Below are 24,957 nucleotides of genomic sequence, written 5' to 3' on the forward strand. Positions count from 1 at the left end.
GAGGCTGTCCGGAGCCTCCGGCCAGAGTTGAAACTCAAACCGGAGGCTGTCCGGAGCCTCCGGCCAGAGTTGAAACTCAAACCGGAGGCTGTCCGGAGCCTCCGGCCAGAGTTGAAACTCAAACCGGAGGCTGTCGTGGAACAGGCCGCGGTGTGGAGGCTCACTTCCGGACCGAGCTTCAGGCGTCGAGCCCGAGGATGCGCAAGAGATGGGGCTCCGTCTCTCTCCTGACCGGATCCTGCTCTTGGAGCCATGCGCGGAGCGCGTCGAGGGCCTTTTGTGCCATCTCGCGCGCGTCCGACTGGCCGAGCGCCGAGCGGCGCTCGGCGAGCCAGCAGAGCATCAGCGCATAATCTCGGTAAGTCATGTCGTTGTCGTAACGACGCGCGAGCTCGTGGGCCTTGCTGGCGAGCGGCTCGGCTTCCGCGTGGCGCCCCTGCGCGGCGAGCACGTCCGCGAGCCTCGTCAGCATCTGGCAGGCGAGCCGCGGGTGCACGTGCGCGTCGAGCGCGAGCGCTCGACGGAACTGGTCCTCGGCCTCGGCAAATCGCCCCTGCGTTGCGAGGGCCTCCGCCAACACCCGAAGCGCGACGACTTGCGTCCACGGCGCTTCCTCGGGTGCGTGTGTGCGCACACTCTCTCGAAGGCATCGCTCGACCGTCGCTCCATCGAGCTTCGCGAACTGCAACAGCCATTCGAGCTGGTCGAACGTCATCTTCCGTCGCTTGCCCCAGCTAACGAGGCGCTCGAACAGGCGCTCGCCTTCACCCACTCGGCCTGCTGCCAGCGCAGCTTGAGCAACTCGGAGGACAATCCTGCCGTAAAACTCGTCGTTGCCTTCGATGAGCGTGTCGTCCTCCCGGATCTCCTCCACGGCCCGAAGAGCGGCGTCCACGTCGCGGTCGGCGAGGGCGTGTTGCGCCGCCCGGATGCACTCGAAGAAGGTGCGCCGAGCCACGCTTCCCGTGGAACCGGAGCCTCGCGTCGACCAGTACGCCGCGACGTCGTGCGCCTGAACGCTTCGGGCCGCCGCGATCATCGCATCCCACGTTTGTCCGGACACCGATCGAGCGCGCAGCAGGGGCTCGACGTCTGCCTTCGTCACATCCAGGGTGGCGCTCACGCGCTCGCGGAGCCGCGCGAGGATGGCAGCCCGCTCGCTCGCATGGCGCTTGCGCGCCTCTCTGTCCACCGCGAACGCGCGCCGCACGGGAGGCATGGCCTCGAATCGCTCCTGGAGAACGAGCGACGAGGCCTGGCCCCAGGCGAGCCGCGCGACCGCCGCGCCAGGATCGCTGCTCTCGCGCGCCGCCCCCTCCACCGACGCGCTGCTCATGCCGGCCTTGAGCAGCCCGACCGCGAGCCGGATCGCCTCCGGCTCGAGTTCCAGGAGCGCGGCGAGCCGCCCGGGGGCCGGAGCGCCCGCGTCGCCGAGGACCTCCCTCGCGTAATGGAGATTCATCAGCTGCCCGTGGACGAGCCAGTAATCCTTCACGGGGGAGCGGAGGTCGTCATGGACGACCCGCGGCCCGTCCAGCACCACGCGCCCTCGCCGGCCCGCCTCGGCCATGGCCCACTGCACCCGGTAGAGGTCTCGCTCGCTGTAGATCTCGGACCACACGTTCCAGGCGCGCCCCGCGCTCCTCGCGGACTCGATCAAGGCGTCGTAGGGGAGATCGGCGCGCACGCGGACGAGCGGACGGCCAGGGAACGCCGCCTCGAACGACGCCTCGAGCTCCGGACCGCGCCAGCGCACGCCGGGCGCCCGCGCGCACAGCGCCGCCCGCAGGCCGAGGATCGCCTGCCGTGGAACGCCGCCGGGACACTCGAACCGGCGCGACGTCCAGTCGAAGAAGTCCGGCGCTTCCTTCGCGAGGGCCGCGGTCACCTCCGCCGTGCTCCACAGCACGACCTTGAGCCCGCGCTCGCGGAAGATCGGGCGCGTGTAGTTGAGCCAGAGCGCGTCCACCGCCCGCGCGGCGAGCACGAGCAGCGCGCCGCGAGGCACGTCCTCGACGCGCGGCGCCTCGGTGAGCACATCGAGTTCCGGGTGCTCTACGACGAGGCCGCGGACGAGCTCGCCGAGGCGGGCGTTCGTCGCGTGATCGACGAGCACGATGAGGCCCCGATCGATCCCGCGGAAGGCCCGCGCGATCCGCTCCACCCACGGAGCTACAGGCGGACCTTGCTGATCATTAGGAGCGGGTGCGGGTAAAACCATTCCGACTCGTTCGGATAAGGCAGCAGCCGGGCATACGTCAGGAGCTCCCGCGCCGTCTGGCTGTCCGGGAGCTCGTGCTTGGGATCTCGGGCGACAGCCTCGAGCAGCGCGACATGCCCCTTGTCGACACCTCCTTCGATGAGGTGTCGCGCCTCCGTGATCACCTCCTGGACCATCGCCTCCGTGGCCACGGGTGCCGCATCGTCGTACCCGTAGTCCGCGAGCATTCGAATGGTCCTGACGAAGTCGCGGGCGCGGCCGCCCGAGTAGTAGGCGAGCCGAGCCAGGAGCGGCTGCGGGACGAGGTGGCCCGCGCCGAGGCCGTGGATTCGGCGTTGGAACAGATCGCCGAAGAAGGCCACGCCGGGGCCCGGTCGCATCGGGTCGGCATGATCGAGCACGGGCACGTTATGGAGGATACGGGGCTTGAACCGCCGCACCTCGCTCGTGGCCAGGTGGTTCCTGAGCGCGAACGGAGCGCAGACGACGAGCGGAGCCTGCAGGCGGGCGAGCATCTGGGAGTGCAGGAAGAGCGCCTCAGCTCGCTCGAAGCTGACGATACGGTCGAGCCCGTCGATGACGAAGAGCACCGGGCGACTCCACTGCCGGAAGTCGCCCAGCAGCACGTTCACCCTGTCGACGAGGCTCTGCATGAGCGGATCCTGGTCCTCGAGCCGCCGGGTGTCCTTCTTCGCCATCGGGAGCGACCATTTGCCCGCGCTGGCCAGCTCGGCGAGCGATCTGACCACCGCCGCGGCTGCCCCCGCCTGGGGCGCGAGGACCGACACCGCCGTCGACGCGAAGAGCACCATGGACTTCGCGGCGTTGAACACATCGATGGTCGGCGGCGCTGCGCCCGATGGCAGCGCCGCACCGGCGAGCGCCGACCAGGCATCGGCGAGCCCTTGAACGCTATCCGGACTCCATCGATACCCCTCCTCCTGTGCGGCGCGGATCAGGGCGACGCCGCAGAGAAAGCACACCTCCCACGAGCTGATGTGCTGCAGCGCCTCGGTGGATCCAAAGGCGTTCTGGAAGTGGCGGACCAGATCGACGAACACCACGAGCTCGGCCCCCGTCCGGGCCCGCTCCTCGGCGATCCTCCACAGCTCGGTGCTCTTGCCCGTGCCGATCGTTCCGGACAGCAGGAACATCGGCGAGGTCCGTGGCGCGGCGGGGCGATCCAGCTCCCGGAGGATCTTCCCCGCGGGGCTGTCCGTCCGGTCCGCGCGCCACTCGTCCGGGATTTGCCACTCTTCCACGTCGAAGCGCGTGCGCAGCTCGTTCCAGACGTCACGCACCGAAGTGCCGGTGGGCATGCACCGACGCTACCACACGGCTTCAAGCCTCGCCTGGTGGAGAACGCCGCGTCATCGCCCCGAGCGCCGTCGCTCGCCGCGAACCCGCAGCGCCGCTCGTCCAGAATGTGGCGGCAAGACCGAGCCGGCGGCGGAGCGCGCCGTCGAAGCGCTCTCCCAGCGCATGTCCAGCGCGCTCGACGGCGCTGCGCAGCAAACCGTGATCCCACAGACACACGGGCGCGTTGGCCGGCACAGCACGGCACAGACTTCAGGGCTCGATCCTGCGGGCGCGAGCCCTGAACGCGAGGTCAGCGGGAGACGAGGTCCTGCATCCAGGCGACGTCGTCCGGCGTCGCCTGGTGGAGCTCGCCGGCCCACGCCTCGTCGGTCATGCGCTGGAAGTCTCCGGTGATCTTCTCGAAGTACGAGGAGGCGAGCCCCACGAAGGCGCGCGGCGCGCCGCACGGATCGGCGGTGACGACCATGAGCCGCGGCCGGCCGGTGCCCACGTGCAGCACGCGCCCGACCGGCGCCCCGCCCTCGTCGGTCGGCTGCGTGTGCACGTCGGCGATCGTCGGGTCCTCGGCCACGGTCTGGAAGACGTCGTAGAAGAGCCCGGCGTACCAGCCCTCCGCCCCCTCGTCCGAGCCGCAGCCGTGCTGTATCCGGACGGCCTGGTTGATGAAATCGAGGTGCTCCGCCGTGAGCGGCACCCCGGCGCGCTCGTTCTCGGCCATCTCGCCGAGCGTCCGCGCGACGCTCTGCAGCCGCGCGAAGTACGCCGGCACCCGCTGGTTCAGCCCCGGCGAGCCCGACAGATCGAGCGCGTCGACGACGCGCCCGCCTTGCTCCGCCAGCTCGGCGATGCGCGCATAGAACGCCGGGTACGGGTCGACGTAGGCGTCCGGGAACTCGCACGTGGCGCCGCTCGTGTACGACTGCTTGGCGTAGAGCAGCGTGTCGTGCCGGAGCTCGGCCCACGAGGCCAGCTGGGTGTTCAGGAGGCGCCGGCCCCACGCCTCGGTCTTCGCCACCGCGGGCAGCCCCGCGGCGTCGGCGAGCGCCTTCGCCGGCGACAGCTCCCGCAGCGCGCCGAGCCAGCGGTTGTAGAGGTTCTTGCTCCAGAAGTCGCCGGGGTGCGCGTCGACGAGCACGCGCATCATGTGCAGGTCCGGCGCGTAGGGGAACTGCCCGAGCTCGGGCGCGAGCAGCTGTCCCGCCTGATCGTTGCCGAGCGCGGCGAAGCCCACGTCGAGCGGGCTCGGCATCATGCGCTTGACGGTGCCGCCCTTCACCCGATCGTAGACCACGTTCGAGAAGACGTGGGAGTCGACGACGTACCGCTGGCCGAGCAGCGCGAAGCTCGACGAGAGGGGCATCGTGCCCTTGTCGAGGCCGTTGATCATGATGTGGCTCGAGATCCGCTGCGTCCCGTGGCCCTTCTTCACCACGACGTCGATGATCTGCTCGTCCGAGAGCCCGGCGAGGCCGGCGGCGTCGGCGAGGCCGAGGTCCGTGAGCAGGACGTCGAGCTCGGGCAGCGTCATGGTGTCGCTCTCGCCGACGAAGGTCTGGACCGTGTCGTCGATGCGCGTGTACCGGGCAAGGGTGTTCTCGTCGGCGAGGGCGCGCAGCGCGTAGGCGCCCTCGAGCTGCCGCCGCTGGAGGATCTGCGTGCCGTCCTGCTGGGTCTCCAGGAAGCGGAAGTCGACGCGGCCGAGCCACATCATGCTGCGGAAGTAGCGCTGGAGCTCCGGTGAGTCGGTGTAGTGGCCGCGGGGCTCGAACTGTGAAAAGTCCATGATCCGGCCTGCGCCGAAGAGGCGCACGTTGCCCGTGCCCTGGTGGGCCTTGGCGCCCGCGACGAGCTCGTCGATCTTCGCGGCGTCCGCGCCCGCGACGGGCGCGACGGGCGCGTCGTTCAGGAGCGAGAGCGCCACGGCGGTGAAGAGGTCCGCGTCGGCGCGCGCCTCGGCGCCGAGCTCGCCGGCGGCGCCCGCGGCGAGCCGCGCGCGCATCTCCTCGAGCATGGCCCCGAGCTCGGGCGCGAGCGCGGCGAGCTCCACGTCCTTCAGGATCGCGTCGTACGAGCGGTGGACCGCGTACAGGATGGAGTCGGCGGACACGTAGAGCGGCAGATCGAGCGCGTAGATGCTCGCGTAGCCGTAAGTGAAGGTCGGGAAGGCCTTCTTCTCCGAGATGACGAAGCCGTTCGCGGAGAGCTTCGCGAGCTCGTCCTGGTCGAGGGCGAGCGTGGAGCCCTGGACGAGCGAGAGGCCCTCGGCGTCCGCCGGCGCGTAAGGCAGGCCCGAGGCGAAGGGGACGGCGTACCTCGAGGCGAAGTCCTCCGCGGTCATGTTCGCCGAGGACTCCTGCTCATCGAGCAGCGCGCTGAGCTCTGCTTGCTGCTCGGGCCCGAGCGGCGCCGGGGGCTGCTCCGATTGCGTACCGCCGCTCTGCGTACCGCCGGTGTCGGGCTGCTGGTTGCTCTCGCCGGAGCAGCCGCCGGCGAGCGCAAGGAGGATCGGGACGACGTGAAAGTGAAGAAGCATTTTGCGCATCGTGTTTCCCTTCCAGAGCGCGCCTCCTGTGCGCGGGGCGCGGCGACCCCGCTACGGGCAAGGACAGTGCCGCGGGCGCGAGGCGCGCTCCCGTCCTCGTCCGAACAGGAAAGATCTGCTCCGATGCAGCAGGATACGACGCCATCGGGAGGGCACGCCGCCGAGGAGGACCGGCGCGATGTCGCCGCGCCGGGATCGGATCGGGCCGCTCGCGATCTGCGCTTTGCGCGGAGAGCGCGTGGATTGACCATGAAGACCGTCGGCGAGAAGAAGCTCTCGTGTTGTCCTGACGACTCTCCTGTTCACTCTTCGCGCCGATCGGTGCTTGAGGGACCGCCGCTCGTGAGCCGCCCATTACTGTCGATTTCTTGCTCGCCATGACAAAATGGGAACACCGCTGTTCAACGGGGCCCCGGGGAAACTTGGCGGCCCCACGCACGATGAGCGTGACGGCGGCGAATCGGATCCACTACAAGGGGCGCCGGAGGCCAACCATGACCATCACGTTCTATTACGCCCCTCAGTCCAGCGCTGGTCGCATCCGCATCTCGCTCGCCGAGCTCGGCGTCCCCCACGAGGCCGTCCGGGTCGATCTGCGCGCCGGAGACCAGAGGAAGCCGGAGTTCCTCGCGCTCAACCCCAATGGCCAGGTGCCGACCATCGTGATCGACGGCACGCCGATGTTCGAGTCGGTGGCGATCCAGATCGCCCTCGGCGAGCGCTACGGCGTCCAGAAGGGCCTGTGGCCGGCCCCCGGCTCGCCCGAGCAGCTCATGGCCCTGACCTGGCTCGTCTGGGGACAGGTCAACGTCACCAGCGCCCTGTACCGCTACATGAAGAACACGAGCGAGTGGTTCCCCAAGGAGCAGCAGGACGCCAAGCAGGCCGAGGCCGCGCTGAACGAGGTGCGCGGCCTGCTCCGCATCCTCGACAGCCGGCTCGACGGCCGCCCGTACGTCACCGGCGAGCGCTGTACCCTGGCGGATCTCGATCTCGCGTCCGTGCTCGGGTGGGGCCTGTCGATGACCAAGATCGACACCTCGGATCTGAAGAACCTGAAGGGCTGGCTCGGCCGCATCATGGAGCGCCCGGCCGTGAAGGCCGCCATGGTCGACGACTGAGCCCGCGGGCGCCTCGCTCGCCCCGAGCGGGCGAGGCGCCGCCGCCTCTTCACCGCCCGCGCGGCCCGCGCCGACCGTCACGCGCGCTGTCGGCGCCATGTCGGCGCGATGTCGGGGCCCGCGCGCCGAGCGCCCTTGCGCGCGCCCGGCGCGTCGCGCTCCGAGCCCCCTTGCGCGCGCCCGACACATGCTAGAACTCGGCCGCAATGACGGTCCTCCAGGTCGCCGACCTCAGCTTCGGTTACGGCGCGGACAGGCTCTTCCAGGGCATCACCTTCTCCCTGGAGCAAGGCCAGCGCGCCGCGCTCGTCGCCCCGAACGGCGCGGGCAAATCGACGCTGCTCCGCCTCGTCACCCGCGAGCTCACCCCCGACACGGGCTCGGTCGTGATCCGCAAGGGGATCCGGTTCGCGTACTTCCGGCAGTCGCACGAGCTCGCGGCCGAGGGCACGGTGCTCGACGCCTTCCTCTCCGGCTTCTCCGAGGTGCTCGAGCTGCGCCACGCCCTCACCGCGGCGCAGCACGCGGCCGCCAGCGGCAGCGAGGCCGACCTCGCCCGCCTCAGCGATCTCACCGACCGCTACCACATCGCCGGCGGCGACGACCTCGAGCGCCGCGTGGAGATCATCGCGGCCCACCTCGGGTTCTCGCCCGCCGACATGGAGCGCCCCGTCGCGAGCCTGTCCGGCGGCGAGCGCGGGCGCCTGCAGCTCGGCGTTGTGCTCGCCATCGAGCCCGATCTCCTGCTGCTCGACGAGCCCACGAACCACCTCGACATCGAGACCATCACCTGGCTCGAGAAGCACCTCGCGGGCCTCGGCGGCGCGCTGCTCTGCGTCTCGCACGACCGCGCGTTCCTCGACGCCGTCTGCCCGCACACGTTCGAGCTCGGGCAGCGCAGCTTCCGCGCCTACCCGCTCAAGTACAGCGACTACGCGCTCGCCCGCGAGGAGGACCTCGCCCGGGAGCGGGAGCTCGCCGAGCGGCAAGAGGCGTTCGTCGCCAAGACCGAGGACTTCATCCGGCGCAACATCGCCGGCCAGAAGACGAAGCAGGCGCAGAGCCGGCGCAAGATGCTCGACAAGCTCGAGACGATCGACCGGCCCGAGGACGTGTGGGCGACCGCCGAGAAGGTCCGGTTCCGGTTCGCGCCCGCCCCGCGCAGCGGGGACATCGTGCTCGACGCGCGCGGGCTGGGCGCCTCGCGCGGCGGGCGCACGCTCTTCTCCGGGGTGGACCTCCTCCTGCGGCGCGGCGACCGCGTCGGCATCGTGGGGCCCAACGGGACCGGCAAATCGACGCTGCTCAAGCTGCTCGCCGGCGCGGGCGCGCCCGAGGACGCGGGCGACGTGCGGCGCGGGACGAACCTCTGCCAGGGCTACTTCGACCAGCACCTCGGCTCGCTCGACCCGTCGAGGACCGCGGTCGAGGAGATCCGCAGCGTGCGGGCCGACATGAACGTCGACGCGACACGCCAGTACCTGTCGCGCTTCCGCTTCTACGGGGACGACGCGCTCCGGAAGGTGCAGGGCTTCTCCGGCGGCGAGCGGAGCCGGCTCGCGCTCGGCAAGCTGCTCCTCGAGCCGCGCAACCTGCTCTTCCTCGACGAGCCGACGAACCACCTCGACATCCCCGCCGCCGAGATCCTCGAGGAGGCGCTCGCGGGCTTCGAGGGCACGGTGCTGCTCGTCTCGCACGACCGCAGGTTCCTCGAGGCGGTGACGACGCGCATCGTCGCTGTGCGCGAGGGGCGCGTGGACATCTACCCCGGCGGCTTCCGCGACTACCGCGACAACCTCGAGAAGCTCGCGGCCGAGGCGGAGGAGGCGGAGCGCGCGCGCGAGGAGGGCGAGAGGGCGAAGAACGCGCGGGGAGCGCGGAAGGCGGCGAGCGCGCCGCCGCCGCGCGAGGAGCCGCGGGCGGAGGCGGCGGACAGGGGCGCGAAGGCTCCTGGCCGCGCGGTGCGGCGGAGCGGCGCGACGATGCCGCCGCCGGACGACGCGGGCGCGGGCGACGCGGCGGCGCGGCGCCGGGCGTTCGAGAGCGACAAGGCGGCGGCGCGCGCGACGGAGCGCAAGCGCAAGCGGGTCAAGGAGCTGGAGGCGGAGATCGCGGCGGGCGAGTCGCGGCTCGCGGAGATGCGCGAGGCGCTCAAGCAGGACCCGGGCGGCGACTGGGCGAAGCTCGCGGCGGCGGCGCGCGAAGAGCAAGCGCTCGCGAAGCGCGTCGACGCGGCGATGGCCGAGTGGATGGCGCTGAGCGAGGAGCTCGGGGCCGCGGCGGCGATGGGAGGCGAGGCGTGAGGGGGTCGCGGGGGGGGTCGCGGAAGGCCCGCGTCGCGGGGGTGCTGCTCGCGCTCGCCGCGGCTGCGCTCGGCCCGGCGTGCAAGGAGAAGCGCGACGACGGGACCACGCCGGCGCAGGCCGTCGCCGAGCTGCCGCCGCTCGAGCTCCGCGACGACACGGCGAACCTGATGCTGACGTGGATCGACGAGAAGGGCGACACGCACGTCGAGATGCGCCCGGCCGACGTGCCGGCCGAGGGCCGCGCGCTCGTGCGCGCCATGCTCTCGGACCGGACGGAGGGGACGCGGGACGCGTTCTACGTCGCGGATCTGACGCAGAAGCGGCCGGACGGCACGTATGCGGTCCGGACGATGCCGCGGAGGGAATGGGAGTCGCTGCTGGAGAAGCGGCGCGCCGAGCACCTCGCGAAGACAGCGCCGCCGCCCGCGGCGCCGGGCCCCGGCGGCTCGGCTGGCGCCGGCGCGCCGGGCGCGCCGAGCCACCTCGCGGGGGTCACGGTGATCATCTACGGCGCCTCGTGGTGCAAGCCGTGCCACCAGGCCGCGGACTACCTGCGCTCGAAGGGGATCGCCGCGGTGGTGAAGGACATCGAGGAGGACGCGGGCGCCGCCGCGGAGATGCAGGACAAGCTCGCGAAGAGCCACCAGCGCGGAGGGAGCATCCCGATCATCGACGTGCGGGGGCAGATCCTCGTGGGGTTCAGCCCGGGGGCCATCGACCAGGCGCTCGCGCGGGCGGCGGGCGGGACGACGCTCTGAGGGGGCGGCGGCACGAAGCATCGATGATGCGACTCGGCACATGCTCGCCGTGCCCGGATGGCTATCCGATGAATATCTCTATGTCGTCATCGGAGCTGTTGATCTCGTTGAGCTCATCGATGAGCCGATCGAGGCGCTCAAGGATCACGTCGCGATGCGGCTCTGATGAGACCCACAAGGCCCGCAGAGCCGCGAGTTCTCGGATGACGTCCGGCAGGTCGCTTCGCTCCACTGGGATTCCGGTCTCGAACCCCACAGGCGTCGGCATCTTCACGTGGCGGACGGATGCAGTGTGAGAGGGTCAGCCGCCCTCCAGAATCCATCCTTGTGAGATCTGGCCGGGCCAGTGGCCTCGGAGCCGTATCAACGCGGTAAGGCCCTCCTGAATTTCGTCGATCTCGTTACTGTAGATGACAATTCCATCGATCAAGAGATCGAGCTCGACCGGTTCCCCGTGTTTCACACCCATCTCGTCGGCGTGATGGGCAGAATGAACGGATTTGCCTCGTGTGAACGTGCCCACGATGAGGCGACCTGTCACATGTGCCCCGTCGGCGGTCGTTTTTATGGCGTAGACCTGGAATCTTCCCATATTATCCAGCACGTCAAACATGTTGAAAATTGTTTAATTCCGACAGGTTATGCAGCCTCCTGGATCAGCCGTTGAGCCGCCTCGAGATTCTGGATGGCTGCGGCGCGCCAGCGGTCGAACAGATTTCTCCTGGCGCCGATGTAGCGCGCGCTGTGTCGTTTCCGCGCTGCGATGTGGGCGAGCGCATGGTCCACAGCTGTCCGCTGCCGGAGCACGGCGCGTCCTGGCCCTCCGGTACACCTCGTAGCCGCCCAGGTAAATGCGCTCGTCCACAAGCCCGTTGTGCTCCCAGACCTTGCGCACGCGCTGACCCGCAGCGTCGTAGTCGTAATAGACGTCGCCGCCGCCGTCGAGATCCGTGCTCCGCACCAGGTCGTTCTCGTTCCAGGTCAGCGCCGTGATGTGCGGCATCGACGTCATGTTGCCGTGCGCGTCATGCGCATAGGTGCGAAACGGCCCGTTCTCCGGGTCCCCGGTCGTGCTCGTCAGCCGGTTGTTCTCCGTCTCCTCGTACGCATACCACCGCGTCCAGCTTCCCGTGCCCGCCTGGTGCACCATCCTCCGCAGGTTGCCCACGGCGTCATAAACGTACTGCTCGGTATAGTTCCTCAGCGCCTGCGCGTCGTTCGCGTGCGGCAGCGACTGGATCGGCAGGTCGTTCTGGTCGCGCGGCGCGTCCGACAGCCCGCCCGCGTGCTCCCGACCCGTCGCCTCGATCAGCCGGTAGACCGCGTCGTACACGTACTGTGCGCTCGGTGACACCACGGCGTTGTTGAAGAACACCGTCTGTTGCGCGCTGTCCCCGATCTCCACGATGTTCCCGACCGGGTCGTACACATACGTCAGGTTCTGCAGCACAGCGCTGTCCGAGTTCCGCGTCGTCTTCAGGCGCGAGAGCCGAAACGTCAGCGGGTCATACGTGTATACCGTCGACGTTCCGTTGCCGTACTCGATCCGCTCGCGCTGCCCCTTCGCGTCGTAATCGATGTTGTCGACGAACGTCGTCCACGCCACCGCGCCTCGAACCCGCGCCTCGACCCGCTCGAGCAGCCCCGCCTCGTTGTACGTCGGCTTGACCTCGCTCGTATCCGGCGCCGTCACGCTCGTCGGCCGGTTCAACGCATCGTACGCCGTCAGCGTGCCGAAGCTCTCGGTCTCCACCAGCGGCTCGGCCGCCGTCGCGATGGCAGCCACATCCGTCAGCCCCGACAGCACCGCCCAGTCGGCGTCCGCGTGCACGTCGCTCCGCAGCCGGCGCGACGCCTGCAGCACATTTCCCTTGAAGTCGTACGCCTGGCTCGTCACCACGCCCGCGCCATCATACACCTGGTACAGCCTGCCGCGCAGGTTCAGCGCCGTCGCCTGCGGGTGCGCTTCGCCGTAGACGTAACGGCGCGCCAGTCGCTCGCTGCCCGAGCCCAGCTGCACCTGCTCGTGCGTCGGTCGGCGCAGCCCATCGTACGACGAGCGATAGACGAACCCACGCCCGTTCCACGCGCGCAGCCGCTGTCCTGTCGCGCCCGCCAGCATCCACCGCTCGCCGCCGTCGTTGCTCTTCTGATAGAGCAGCTGCCCGCCCAGCCCGAAGCGATGCCGCATCGCCTGGTTGTCGCGCGCGTCGGTGATCGAGAGCGGCTGCCCCTCGATATCCAGCGTGCTCTGCGTGACGTACTGTCCCTCGGCGCCGTTGTCCGCCACGGCGCGGAACACCCGCCCCAGCGCGTCCAGGTGGCTCACCGCCGGCGTGCCCGCGTGCGCCGCGGCCAGATCCGCCGCACGGCGCTCCGGATCGCCCGCAGGCAGCGCCTGGCGCGCCGCGTACCACGAGCTCTCCAGCACCGTGTCGTTCGGATCGTGCGACGTCTGCTTCCACGCATCGAACACCACCCGCGAGAACGTCCCATTGGGCAGGTCGGTCCGGATGAGCCGGCCGAGTGGATCGTACCGCAGGATCGGCGTGACCCCCCACTCCACGAGCTCCGCTTCGTCCTCGTACTCGTGCGTCGCGCTGAAGAACGGCTCGTACTGCTTGACCGGATTGCCCTTGTTGTCCAGCACCGTCCGCCCGGTGCCGACCCAGCGCGACGTCGTGTGCGAAAAGACCAGGTCGCCCTGCGCATCGTGCACCAGCGCGCCGTTCGCGTCGCGCTCGGGCGCGAGCCCCGGCTCCGCCTTCACCTTGCGCAGCACCTCGTTGCCCGAGCCGTCGGAGTAGCTGCACTCTCATGGTGACGATATTCAGCACATCACCTGGCCCGAAGATCAACCTGACTCCGACGCGCTCCGATGGCGTCAGTGCAAATGCCGACGCCGACGGTTCGTTTGGGGTTACCGATAGACGGGACAATAGTCTTTCGGACCGAGTAGTTTCTGACGGTCCAGTGGACTGGGGACCGCCGGATCGGGCCGCCGCCTTGCGCGGGCTGACGCCCCTACCCGCGCCGTGATCCCACCAAACTCTTGGCTTGATGTCGCACCGCCTGCGTGGCGCCATCGGAGGCTAGGCGTCTTAGCTCAGCCTCGAATGGCGCCTTGTCTGACAACTCACTTATGCGTAAAAGCGCAAGGCCTTGCCAGTAGGCAGACGAAGACCCTAACCCGACGAGAATGGCATTGGTGAGCGGCAATGGTGGGGAGCGCTCCTCTGGGATGCCGTTCTGAAGGAGCGAGCTCTTGACGAGTTGGTCGATCTGCTCGAATCGAAGCTCGAGGAACGGCAAACAAGCCTGAGGGCGAGATGCGAGCGAGGCAACAGTCCCATCCTTTGCGAGTGCTCCCCACGCAGTCCCTGCGATCCCGAAGGTGACTTCACCCAAGTTGAACAAAGGAACCCAGATCGTCATATTCTACATACCTTCATGATGTATGACCTTCTGCCCTGTCATCTGTTCCAGCATAGACTTCAATTGCTCACGCGCTTCCGGAGTCCAGTTCTGCCAGAAATGCCCACTGAATTCGTTCGTGAGAATCTCGCCACTCGGCCCTCTCCGGAACATTCCACCGACCACGCGAGAAGGATCAGCGTCGACTGTGTTCGCCAGTTTTTGATGGGGTGATCCCCCAGCGGAGATCTTCGCGGAACCGACCACGAACCGGCTGCTGCCCGGGTCGAATACGAATTCGACAGGACGCGCAGGATTGTAGCCATGAAATGCTTTGGTCGACTTCACCAGAGGACTCACCTCGATTACGCCAGATGCTGGACCGCTGCCGGGTAGTTTTGTCGCTGGTGGCTTCGCTGCCTTGGCGATCGTCGCACCTAACGCCACGGAGACAATAGGAGAAGCCTGCTCGCCCCACTCTTCGGCAGTTGCCTTGCCGGACGCGAATCTCTCGAATTTCTCCGCTTCTTGCTCTGCCTGCTGAAGGTTCGTTGGATCGCGGGGCAGAACCGATGCCACTAACGAGACGAACGCATCCACGAGTTGCTCTGCCGATGGATCGACGATGAACCCCGCTATTTGGCGAGCTAGCAACCCAGGGGGGCGCGCGACGCCGCGAGCGAACCCGCCTGCTCCGCTTGCCTCCGCCTTCTGGTGGTTATAGATCTTCTTCTCAGCCTCGTTTTTCGCTGTATTTATCCGTTCCTGCTGCTCGACTTCTGGATCCTTGTCTTCCTTGTGGATAATTATGGTGGGCAGTTCGATCGTGCTGCCTTTGACCGTGACCGGCGGAGCAGGAGCCGAACCTCCTCCAGGAAGCGCGACTCGCTCTCCAGTGAAAACGTACTCCTCCTGCGACTGCCTCCCCATCGGGTCCCTCAGTCGAACCGGATTCCCTCTCACATATGCGTACAGGTTCGGCCCATCCACCATCCCCGCTGGATCCGCGCTCGTCCACCTCCCGAGCCACGGCGCGTAGTACCTCGCCCCATGATAATAGAGCCCCGTCTCCTCGTCCCTCTCTTTACCCGTGTACCTGTACCTTCTCTGCGAGACCTCGATCCCCGACGCCGCCGACCAGTACGCCGTCGTCCCGTACGGGTGGTACTCCTCGTACCCGATCACCAGCCCCGCCCCGTCGACCTCCAGCGACGCCGACCCGAGGTGGTTATCGAGCTGGTAGCGCACCCGCGGCGTCACCGTGAACGGCCCCGACGTGTCTACCGTCTTGGTCTCCACCATCGCCACCCGCCGCGCGCCATCCATCACGTGCAGCGTCTGCCGCTCCAGCACCAGCCCCGACCCGTTGCGCCTGCGGTACACCTCGTAGCCGCCGAGATAGATGCGCTCCTCGACGAGCCCGCTGTGCTCCCAGACCTTGCGTACGCGCTGCCCCGCAGCATCGTAGTCGTAATAGACATCGCCGCCGCCGTCGAGATCCGTGCTCCGCACCTGGTCGTTCTCGTCCCAGGTCAACGCCGTGATGTGCGGCATCGACGTCATGTTGCCGTGCGCGTCATGCGCATAGGTGCGGAACGGCCCGTTCTCCGGGTTCCCGGTCGTGCTCGTCAGCCGGTTGTTCGCCGTCTCCTCGTACGCATACCACCGCGTCCAGCTTCCCGTGCCCGCCTGGTGCACCATCCTTCGCAGGTTGCCCACGGCGTCATAAACGTACTGCTCGGTATAGTTCCTCAGCGCCTGCGCGTCGTTCGCGTGCGGCAGCGACTGGATCGGCAGGTCGTTCTGGTCGCGCGGCGCGTCCGACAGCCCGCCCGCGTGCTCCCGACCCGTCGCTTCGATCAGCCGGTAGACCGCGTCGTACACGTACTGCGCGCTCGGCGATACCACCGCGTTGTTGAAGAACACCGTCTGCTGCGCGCTGTCCCCGATCTCCACGATGTTCCCGACCGGGTCGTACACATACGTCAGGTTCTGCAGCACAGCGCTGTCCGAGTTCCGTGTCGTCTTCAGGCGCGAGAGCCGGAACGTCAATGGGTCATACGTGTACGCCGTGAATGTGCCGTTGCCATACTCGATCCGCTCGCGCAGCCCCTTCGCGTCGTAATCGATGTTGTCGACGAACGTCGTCCACGCCACCGCGCCTCGAACCCGCGCCTCGACCCGCTCGAGCAGCCCCGCCTCGTTGTACGTGGGCTTGACCTCGCTCGTATCCGGCGCCGTCACGCTCGTCGGCCGGTTCAACGCATCGTACGCCGTCAGCGTGCCGAAGCTCTCGGTCTCCACCAGCGGCTCGGCCGCCGTCGCGATGGCAGCCACATCCGTCAGCCCCGACAGCACCGACCAGTCGGCGTCCGCGTGCACGTCGCTGCGCAGCCGGCGCGACGCCTGCAGCAGGTTGCCCTTGAAGTCGTACGCCTGGCTCGTCACCACGCCCGCGCCATCATACACCTGGTACAGCCTGCCGCGCAGGTTCAGCGCCGTCGCCTGCGGATGTGCTTCGCCGTAGACGTAACGGCGCGCCAGCCGCTCGCTGCCCGAGCCCAGCTGCACCTGCTCGTGCGTCGGCCGGCGCCGCGCATCGTACGACGAGCGGTAGACGAACCCACGCCCGTTCCAGGCCCGCAGCCGCTGTCCTGTCGCGCCCGCCAGCATCCATCGCTCGCCGCTGTCGTTGCTCTTCTGATAGAGCAGCTGCCCGCCCAGCCCGAAGCGATGCTGCATCGCCACGTTGCCGCGCGCGTCCGTGATCACGAGCGGCTTCCCCTCGATATCGAGCGTCGTCTGGGTGATGTACTCCCCCTCGGCCCCGTTGTCCGCCGCCGCGCGGAACACCCGCCCCAGCGCGTCCAGGTGGCTCACTGCCGGCGTCCCGGCGTGCGCGGCCGCCAGGTCAGCCGCGCGGCGCTCCGGATCGCCCGCCGTCAGCGCCTGCCGCGCCGCGTACCACGCGCTCTCCAGCACGGTGTCGTTCGGATCGTGCGACGTCTGCTTCCACGCATCGAACACCACCCGGGAGAACGTGCCATTGGGCAGGTCGGTCCGGATGAGCCGGCCAAGCGGATCGTACCGCAGGATCGGCGTCACCCCCCACTCCACGAGCTCCGCTTCGTCCTCGTACTCGTGCGTCGCGCTGAAGAACGGCTCGTACTGCTTGACCGGATTGCCCTTGTTGTCCAGCACCGTGCGCCCGGTCCCGACCCAGCGCGACGTCGCATGCGAAAAGACCAGGTCGCCCTCTGCGTCGTGCACCAGCGCGCCGTTCGCGTCGCGCTCGGGCGCGAGCCCCGGCTCCGCCTTCACCTTGCGCAGCACCTCGTTGCCCGAGCCGTCCGAGTAGCTGTACGTGTCCAGCCAGCGCAGGTTGCCCGGTCCGTGCTGCTCGCGGGCGCGGGCGTGCACCACGCTCGGCTCGCCGGTGGACTCGAATCGCTCCAGATCGTACGCGAATGTGGCCGTCGGGTCGTCGAGCGTGTCGCCCTCGCCGGCCCCAGGCTTGCCCTTCACCGCCATCGCCGTGACCCGGCCCAGCGCGTCGAAGCGCACCTCGCTCACGTTGCCGTTTACGTCCGTGAGCTGCCGCGGGGCGAGAACACGGTAGTCGGGGACGGCTTCCACGAGATTGCTCAGCGGATCGGTCACCGCCGTCACGAGCAGGCAATACGAGTCATAGGCGACCTGCGACGCATTGCTGAACGGATCGACGAACGTCGTCGGCAAGTAGAAGCGAGCCGCCGACGGCACCGCCCTCCCGGAGGACACCCAATAGTCCGGATCGTCCGGGAGCTGGAGATAGCCCCCCTCCGCGAGCACGCCGCTCGTGACACGGGCACCGAACACGGATGGGCTCAGAAGAGGGTGGGCATCGCGATCGTCAAGGGCATCGAAGGAAGACCCGGCCGCGGAGATGCAGGACAGGCTCGCGAAGAGCTACCAGCGCGTCGGGAGCATCCCGATTCATCGACGTGCGCGGGTAGATCCTCGTCGGTTCAGCCCGGGGGCGGTCACGCGGGCGGCGCGTCGTACGATGCTCTGACGCGGAGGCGGAGGGGCGCGAGGGATCCTTCCGAGCTACCCGGCTCTGCCCGGCTCCCGGAGCGAGTGCTCGCGCCTGCGCCGAACATGGTCGAGTCCCCGCGACTCGAACCGCTCGGCTGCCTCCCCAGCGATCCCTGTATAGCCTCAGCAAAATGGCTATCGATTGACAATCCCGACCCAACTGACGTCGGTGTCTTCACCTGCTTCATGGACATGGTACAGACGCTTTACTCGACGTGGGCCATCGGTCCGCAGCGTCGAGTTAAGCGACCGCTGGCGTGGGCTCACGCAACGTCCGGTGCCTCGGGACAGGCAGTCGGTGAGACAATCGCCTGGACTCAGCCCTTGTGGGCGTCGATGCCGATTTCCACCGCTGTCACTGGCTGCAATCCGCGCCAGCTCCTGGATCGAACGTGGCGATTATTCTCTGCAGATTCACAACAACCTGAGTCCTGGAACGAAGACGTTCACACAACCTCTCCGCAACGAACACAACAACACTCTCATACATCCGATCGTAACTGGAGAGGCGCATCCCAGAATCGAACGCCACCAATTTCAACTGGTACATATACTCAGAAAACTTAATTCCACAATCATCATCCAGACCGTGATCTCCAACCAACACAACCTCCATATCAAGGAGCCTACCACGATAGAGAACCCCAACATCAATCTCTTCTTTCACGAGAGAGCAGCCGAGAATCTCGGTGAGAGCGCTGAGGAGCACGCCTTCATCGCCGCAAAAATCAACGAACACACTCATCGGCCTGGACATGGTCACCTCGGAGTCCATCTGAAGAAATACCCATCACCAATCATCGTGAGACCGTCAAGCTTGCCCCGTGAGATACCCAGGGCTCTCGCTGCGCCCTTCTCTGCCGCTTCCTTGGTGAGTCCGGTACCACGTGCATCCATGATAATCTCACGTGCCTGACCCCCGCCGCGAATGGAGTCATTCACGACGTTCTTCACAGTACCCGGGCCTGCCCCTGGGTCCAGCGTCTTGAACTCGTGCATGACGCCATCAACGTACGCGTCACCCTGCCGCCCTGCGCCGGGAACACCCTCCTGCGGGTTCTTGCATACTTTTCTACCGAAGGCCTCGAGATACTCTGCAATAGCTCTTTCCCCATCATCGGTGAAGCTCGCCGCTCCTCCTTTCGCGGTCGCGGTACCTCCCGTGCTTTGGAGCATCGAGCTGCTCGCCACATCGTCCAGTGAGGCTCCGACTGGCGCCAGCTTTGGTCCGAGTGCTGAGACAGCGCTTGTTACCTCTGTGCGAATCGCCTGACCAAGCTCCGCCCCCACCCTGCTCGCAGGCCCTGAGGTCGCGGTGGACAGGAGACCGCCGACCACCTCACCAGCGGCCTGATAGTCTTTTGCAGTCCCGGCGCCATGTACTAGCCGATCGACGCTCGCCGTGATCTCATCCCAGTGAGAGATGACACCATGAATAGCAAACGGCAAGAGAACAACGCCAACGGTGGCCGCCGCGACGCCCACGCTCACGCCCGCGAGGCCTGCGCCTACGCCGATCGCTGCATTCACGAGAATACCGGATGCCAAGCCCTCTGCAGCACCCTTTGCAAAGGCCCCAACTGCCTCGGCCGTGGTTGCGGCTGGAGCCGTGGTTGCGACGGGAGAAGACGTGCTGGCCAGCGGAGGCGGATTGGCCTTGTGAGGAGGCTTGCGGGACGCCACCGGTACGGGTGCAGGCTCGGGTTTCACTGGCTCAGGAGCTCCCGGCTCCTCGAACCTGATGGGCGCGTCGGAAACCAGAGCGGTCTGTCCGCCCGCAGATGGATGCTTGAACTGAACGACACCGCTAGGTGCGTCACTTCGCAACGGATCCTCTGCGTTCGTTCCCCGAGGATCGACTAGCCGAACCGGATCCCCCCGCACATAGGCGTACAAGCTCGGCCCATCCGCGAACCCCGCTGGATCCGCGCTCGTCCACCTCCCCAGCCACGGCGCGTAGTACCGCGCCCCTTGATAGTACAGCCCCGTCTCCTCGTCCTTCTCCTTCCCCGTGTAGCGGTACCGCTTCCGGCTCACCTCCGCCGCGCTACTGGCTGACCAGTACGCCGTCGTTCCATACGGATGGTACTCCTCGTACCCGATCACGAGCCCCGCCCCGTCCACCTCCAGCGACGCCGACCCGAGGTGGTTGTCGAGCTGGTAGCGCACCCGCGGCGTCACCGTGAACGGCCCCGACGTGTCGACCGTCTTGGTCTCCACCATCGCCACCCACCGCGCGCCATCCATCACGTGCAGCGTCTGCCGCTCCAGCACCAGCCCCGACCCGCTGCGCCTCCGGTACACCTCGTAGCCGCCGAGGTAGATGCGCTCGTCCACGAGCCCGTTGTGCTCCCAGACCTTGCGCACGCGCTGACCCGTCGCGCTGTAGGTGTAGTAAACCACCCCGCCGCCACCGAGATCCGTGCTCCTCAGCTGATCGTTCTCGTCCCAGGTCAGCGCCGTGATGTGCGGCATCAACGTCATGTTGCCGTGCGCGTCATGCGCATAGTTGCGGAACGGCCCGTTCTCCGGGTCCCCGGTCGTGCTCGTCAGCCGGTTGTTCCCCGTCTCCTCGTACGCATACCACCGCGTCCAGCTCCCCGTGCCCGCCTGGTGCACCATCCTCTGCAGGTTGCCCACAGCGTCATAGACGTACTGCTCGGTATAGTTCCTCAGCGCCTGCGCGTCGTTCGCGTGCGGCAGCGACTGGATAGGCAGGTCGTTCTGGTCGCGCGGCGCGTCCGACAGCCCGCCCGCGTGCTCCCGACCCGTCGCTTCGATCAGCCGGTAGACCGCGTCGTACACGTACTGCGCGCTCGGCGATACCACCGCGTTGTTGAAGAACACCGTCTGCTGCGCGCTGTCCCCGATCTCCACGATGTTCCCGACCGGGTCGTACACATACGTCAGGTTCTGCAGCACAGCGCTGTCCGAGTTCCGTGTCGTCTTCAGGCGCGAGAGCCGGAACGTCAATGGGTCATACGTGTACGCCGTGAATGTGCCGTTGCCATACTCGATCCGCTCGCGCAGCCCCTTCGCGTCGTAATCGATGTTGTCGACGAACGTCGTCCACGCCACCGCGCCTCGAACCCGCGCCTCGACCCGCTCGAGCAGCCCCGCCTCGTTGTACGTGGGCTTGACCTCGCTCGTATCCGGCGCCGTCACGCTCGTCGGCCGGTTCAACGCATCGTACGCCGTCAGCGTGCCGAAGCTCTCGGTCTCCACCAGCGGCTCGGCCGCCGTCGCGATGGCAGCCACATCCGTCAGCCCCGACAGCACCGACCAGTCGGCGTCCGCGTGCACGTCGCTGCGCAGCCGGCGCGACGCCTGCAGCAGGTTGCCCTTGAAGTCGTACGCCTGGCTCGTCACCACGCCCGCGCCATCATACACCTGGTACAGCCTGCCGCGCAGGTTCAGCGCCGTCGCCTGCGGATGTGCTTCGCCGTAGACGTAACGGCGCGCCAGCCGCTCGCTGCCCGAGCCCAGCTGCACCTGCTCGTGCGTCGGCCGGCGCCGCGCATCGTACGACGAGCGGTAGACGAACCCTCGCCCGTTCCAGGCCCGCAGCCGCTGTCCGGTCGCGCCCGCCAGCATCCACCGCTCGCCGCTGTCGTTGCTCTTCTGATAGAGCAGCTGCCCGCCCAGCCCGAAGCGATGCTGCATCGCCTCGTTGCCGCGCGCGTCCGTGATCACGAGCGGCTTCCCCTCGATATCGAGCGTCGTCTGGGTGATGTACTCCCCCTCGGCCCCGTTGTTCGCCACCGCGCGGAACACCCGCCCCAGCACGTCCAGGTGGCTCACCGCCGGCGTCCCGGCATGCGCGGCCGCCAGGTCGGCCGCGCGGCGCTCCGGATCGCTCGCCGGCAGGGCCTGCCGCGCCGCGTACCATGAGCTCTCCAGCACGGTGTCGTTCGGATCGTGCGACGTCTGCTTCCACGCATCGAACACCACCCGGGAGAACGTGCCATTGGGCAGGTCGGTCCGGATGAGCCGGCCGAGCGGATCGTACCGCAGGATCGGCGTGACCCCCCACTCCACGAGCTCCGCTTCGTCCTCGTACTCGTGCGTCGCGCTGAAGAACGGCTCGTACTGCTTGACCGGATTGCCCTTGTTGTCCAGCACCGTGCGCCCGGTCCCGACCCAGCGCGACGTCGCATGCGAAAAGACCAGGTCGCCCTCTGCGTCGTGCACCAGCGCGCCGTTCGCGTCGCGCTCGGGCGCGAGCCCCGGCTCCGCCTTCACCTTGCGCAGCACCTCGTTGCCCGAGCCGTCCGAGTAGATGTACGTGTCCAGCCAGCGCGGGTTGCCCGGTCCGTGCTGCTCGCGGGCGCGCGCGTGCACCACGCTCGGCTCGCCGGTGGACTCGAATCGCTCCAGATCGTACGCGAATGTGGCCGTCGGGTCGTCGAGCGTGTCGCCCTCGCCGGCACCCGCTTTGCCCATCAGCGCCATCGCCGTGACCCTCCCCAGCGCGTCGAAGCGCACCTCGCTCACGTTGCGGTTTGCGTCCGTGAGCTGCCGCGGGGCGAGGACGCGGTAGTCGGGGACGGCCTCCGCGAGATTGCTCAGCGGATCGGTCACCGCCGTCACGAGCAGGCAATACGGGTCGTAGGCGACCTGCGACGCATTGCTGAACGGATCGACGAACGTCGTCGGCAAGTAGAAGTGAGCCGCCGAAGGCACCGCCCGCCCCGAGGACACCCAATAGTCCGGATCGTCCGGGAGCTGGAGATAGCCCCCCTCCGCGAGCATGCCGCTCGTGACACGGGTCCCGAACACGGACGTGATCAACGAAGGCGTGAGGATCTTGGCGAAGCTCTCGTAAACGAGCGCCCTGCTGCCGACCTCTCCGAACGGCAGCGGCCCCGTGAGATCGTCGCTCCAGTACCTCGTGCGCGCATGCTGCAACAGGCGCTTCTGGAAGCCCCCGCTCGGCGTCCCGTCGTACGTGAGCGTCGGCACGTTTTCCGCCGCAGCCGCCGCGTCGAGGACTGCCTGGAACGCGAGCACCCCCTCCGCGCCGAGCGGCAGGCCGTGCAGCTCGTAGGTCCGCGTTTCGGTCGGGACCCCGATCCGATAAGCACCCTCTTCGTCCGGGACCAGGTGCTTCACCTTGCTCTCCGTCAGCGTCGCCTTCCCCTGCCCCTGCTCGGGGAACTCCGCCCACGCCGCCCGCCGGCGATACCCGATCTGCGCCGCCCGCAGGACCGCGCCGTAATCGTCGACCTCCAGCGTGAGCGCGTGCGCCACGCGTGGATCGCTCTCGCCGCGCTCGTAATGGTACTCCAGCGCCTCGCGCGCATGCGCGAAGAACACCGCGTGCGCATCCCCCACCGCGGGCTGGAGCCGCCGCATCGCGTAGCTGTGCTCCTTGACGACGTACGGACGCGGCTCCTCCGCAGAGCCGTCGAGTGCATAGATCTCCTGGCGGAGGGGCCGCCCCTTGAGCGCCCGGCACGCCTCGCGCATCTCCACGACGCGGAAGTCCTCGGGAAGCAGCGTGTCCGCCAGACGGACCGCATCCGCGTCGCCGGCGTAATACTCGCGCTCGTACTGCGCCGAGATCTTCACCCCCTCGATCCAGGCGCCGGTATGGAACCACGTCTTCGTCAGCACCGGCGGCAGGTGCAGCTCGGGATCCGCGTTGGCCGCGGGCGGCGCGAAGCCAGCCCCGCTGAACGCCGAGAACGACTCGGTGTCCCGCTGCTCCACCATGCCGAAGCCGCGCATCTCCCGCTCCACCCCGTCGTAGTCGCCGTGGTGGTACGCATACGTTGTCACGAAGCGATGCCGCGAGATCGCGTCGAATACCTCCACGCGCTCGATGACATGGACCACGAACGGCAACCTCGTCACCCACGGCCGGCCGGCCGCCCGGTCGGCGAGGTAGAACTTCGTCGACGGAGCGTAGGTCACCGTCGTCGTCCTTCCGAGGTTGTTCGCGATCGAGGTCAAGAGGTGCGGCTTCTTGCTCCCGAGCAGATCGATGTAGCGCACCCGCGGGCGCGCCCCGGGCAGCGACGAGGTCCACACCAGGCACCCGGTCCCGGAGCCGAGCAGATCGATCACCTCGACCGCCGCCAGATCGCTCACGTCGGGCAGCTGCGGCAGGATCACCGGCGAAGCAAACGTATTGCCGGCGTTGTTCGCATAGAAGCGCACGCCGTCCGGGTGCAGGTAGACGATATCGGTCGTCCCCGAGCCGTCTACGTCGGCCAGGCGGATGCGCTTCGGATCGAAGCGACCCTCGTGGTCGAACCGCATGCTCCCGCCCATCTGCACCTTAGCGCCAAAGCGGCAATGGCCGAGATTGGGCCAGTAACACACGTTGCCGTTCGGGATCCGCACGAGGTCCACCAGCCCGTCGCCGCTCATGTCGGCCAGGAAGATGCTCTGCGCAGCGTCGGCGAAGACCAGCGACGGCCCGCGCTCCTCGTCGCTCGGACGCGAGATCGTGATCGGCCGGTCGAAGCCGCCCTTGGCGAGCGATGGATACCACGTGAACGTGTCGGGCCCCGTGATCAGGATGTCCTCGTGCCCGTCGCCGTTCAGATCGATCAGGCGGACGTTCGGGTCGCTCCAGTCGACGTTCGGCTGCGACGCGAACGGGCGGAACGCCGCCCAGCCCGCGTCGGTGCGGTCGAAGTAGCCCGCCACCGGCCGCTCGAACACCACCCGCTCCTTGCGCCCGTCTCCGTCGATGTCGAGCAGCTGCCCGCCGAAGACGGCCGGGCGAGATTGCAGCGGTCGCGCCGCGGACAGGAGGCCTCCGCCGAGGTTGCGCTTTTGATAGAGGGTCCTCCTCCACCATCGCCAGCATACGCGGGCAGCGCCAACGAGCACGATGACCGTCATCAGCATTCGCGAATGCCTGCGATGGCAAGTTGGCGATTGCCGGCGCAAGGAGGGCTCAGCGGGGTGGTGGCGATTGCCGAGACGAGAGCACCACCAGCGGGGCGCTAGAGGTCACCGATGTCAAGCCCGGCCTCACGGGGACCAGAGCGGCATCGCGCCGATCATCGGCGCCCCCAGCTCCAGCAAGAGCTGCGGCAAGAACCTGATATAGCTATCCAAAGATCGCATCATGGAGACACGACAGGAGCTCTTGTTCTTCCCACGGAAGCGGCTCTCGCTCATTGACAGCGGGCTGACCGAGTGCGGTATGCAGATGCGCTAGAGCATTGCCGAGCTCACGAGC

General features: G+C 68.0%; 12 protein-coding genes. 3 read left to right on the plus strand and 9 right to left on the minus strand.

The window, feature by feature from the left end:
* Nucleotides 1-178 precede the first annotated feature (178 nt).
* The 3 genes from WMF19_RS36580 to WMF19_RS36590 form a co-directional block, all read right to left on the minus strand.
* Nucleotides 179-2,164 (minus strand): hypothetical protein, encoded by a 1,986-nt coding sequence (locus WMF19_RS36580; protein WP_437894595.1) that lies wholly within the window; start codon nucleotides 2,162-2,164, stop codon nucleotides 179-181.
* An 8-nt stretch (nucleotides 2,165-2,172) separates the two neighbouring features.
* A complete protein-coding gene (locus tag WMF19_RS36585) occupies nucleotides 2,173-3,540 on the minus strand; it encodes a hypothetical protein (protein ID WP_437894596.1) in 1,368 nt (455 codons plus the stop codon).
* Between the two features lie 290 nt (nucleotides 3,541-3,830).
* Nucleotides 3,831-6,083 carry a DUF3160 domain-containing protein gene (locus WMF19_RS36590; RefSeq protein WP_437894598.1) on the minus strand — a complete coding sequence of 751 codons (2,253 nt, stop codon included), beginning with the start codon at nucleotides 6,081-6,083 and terminating at the stop codon, nucleotides 3,831-3,833.
* A 494-nt stretch (nucleotides 6,084-6,577) separates the two neighbouring features.
* Here WMF19_RS36590 and WMF19_RS36595 point away from each other — a divergent pair, with 494 nt between their 5' ends.
* The 3 genes from WMF19_RS36595 (at nucleotide 6,578) to WMF19_RS36605 (ending at nucleotide 10,268) form a co-directional block, all read left to right on the plus strand.
* Nucleotides 6,578-7,204: a glutathione S-transferase family protein gene (locus WMF19_RS36595; RefSeq protein WP_437894599.1), complete on the plus strand. Its 627-nt coding sequence runs from the start codon at nucleotides 6,578-6,580 to the stop codon at nucleotides 7,202-7,204.
* A gap of 206 nt (nucleotides 7,205-7,410) precedes the next feature.
* On the plus strand, nucleotides 7,411-9,507 hold the full coding sequence (locus tag WMF19_RS36600; RefSeq protein WP_437894600.1) for an ABC-F family ATP-binding cassette domain-containing protein: 2,097 nt from the start codon (nucleotides 7,411-7,413) through the stop codon (nucleotides 9,505-9,507).
* Nucleotides 9,504-10,268 (plus strand): glutaredoxin domain-containing protein, encoded by a 765-nt coding sequence (locus WMF19_RS36605; protein WP_437894601.1) that lies wholly within the window; start codon nucleotides 9,504-9,506, stop codon nucleotides 10,266-10,268. Before WMF19_RS36600 ends, WMF19_RS36605 begins: the two co-directional genes overlap by 4 nt.
* Nucleotides 10,269-10,329: 61 nt before the next feature.
* Here the strand turns inward: WMF19_RS36605 and WMF19_RS36610 are convergent, their stop codons facing one another.
* From WMF19_RS36610 to WMF19_RS36635, 6 genes are all read right to left on the minus strand, one after another.
* Nucleotides 10,330-10,542 carry a hypothetical protein gene (locus WMF19_RS36610; RefSeq protein ID WP_437894602.1) on the minus strand — a complete coding sequence of 71 codons (213 nt, stop codon included), beginning with the start codon at nucleotides 10,540-10,542 and terminating at the stop codon, nucleotides 10,330-10,332.
* Between the two features lie 27 nt (nucleotides 10,543-10,569).
* Nucleotides 10,570-10,881 (minus strand): hypothetical protein, encoded by a 312-nt coding sequence (locus WMF19_RS36615; protein ID WP_437894603.1) that lies wholly within the window; start codon nucleotides 10,879-10,881, stop codon nucleotides 10,570-10,572.
* A 12-nt stretch (nucleotides 10,882-10,893) separates the two neighbouring features.
* Nucleotides 10,894-13,038, minus strand: coding sequence for an RHS repeat domain-containing protein (locus WMF19_RS36620; protein ID WP_437894604.1), 2,145 nt, complete (start codon nucleotides 13,036-13,038; stop codon nucleotides 10,894-10,896).
* Between the two features lie 668 nt (nucleotides 13,039-13,706).
* Entirely contained in the window at nucleotides 13,707-17,540 is a 3,834-nt protein-coding gene (locus WMF19_RS36625) for an RHS repeat-associated core domain-containing protein (protein WP_437894605.1), read from the minus strand.
* A 574-nt stretch (nucleotides 17,541-18,114) separates the two neighbouring features.
* On the minus strand, nucleotides 18,115-18,522 hold the full coding sequence (locus WMF19_RS36630; protein ID WP_437894606.1) for a hypothetical protein: 408 nt from the start codon (nucleotides 18,520-18,522) through the stop codon (nucleotides 18,115-18,117).
* Nucleotides 18,519-24,620 carry a toxin TcdB middle/N-terminal domain-containing protein gene (locus tag WMF19_RS36635; protein WP_437894607.1) on the minus strand — a complete coding sequence of 2,034 codons (6,102 nt, stop codon included), beginning with the start codon at nucleotides 24,618-24,620 and terminating at the stop codon, nucleotides 18,519-18,521. The genes WMF19_RS36630 and WMF19_RS36635 overlap by 4 nt, the downstream gene beginning before the upstream one ends.
* Nucleotides 24,621-24,957: the final 337 nt, after the last annotated feature.

Source organism: Sorangium sp. So ce124 (assembly GCF_051525235.1).
Taxonomy (GTDB): Bacteria; Myxococcota_A; Polyangia; order Polyangiales; family Polyangiaceae; genus Sorangium; species Sorangium atrum.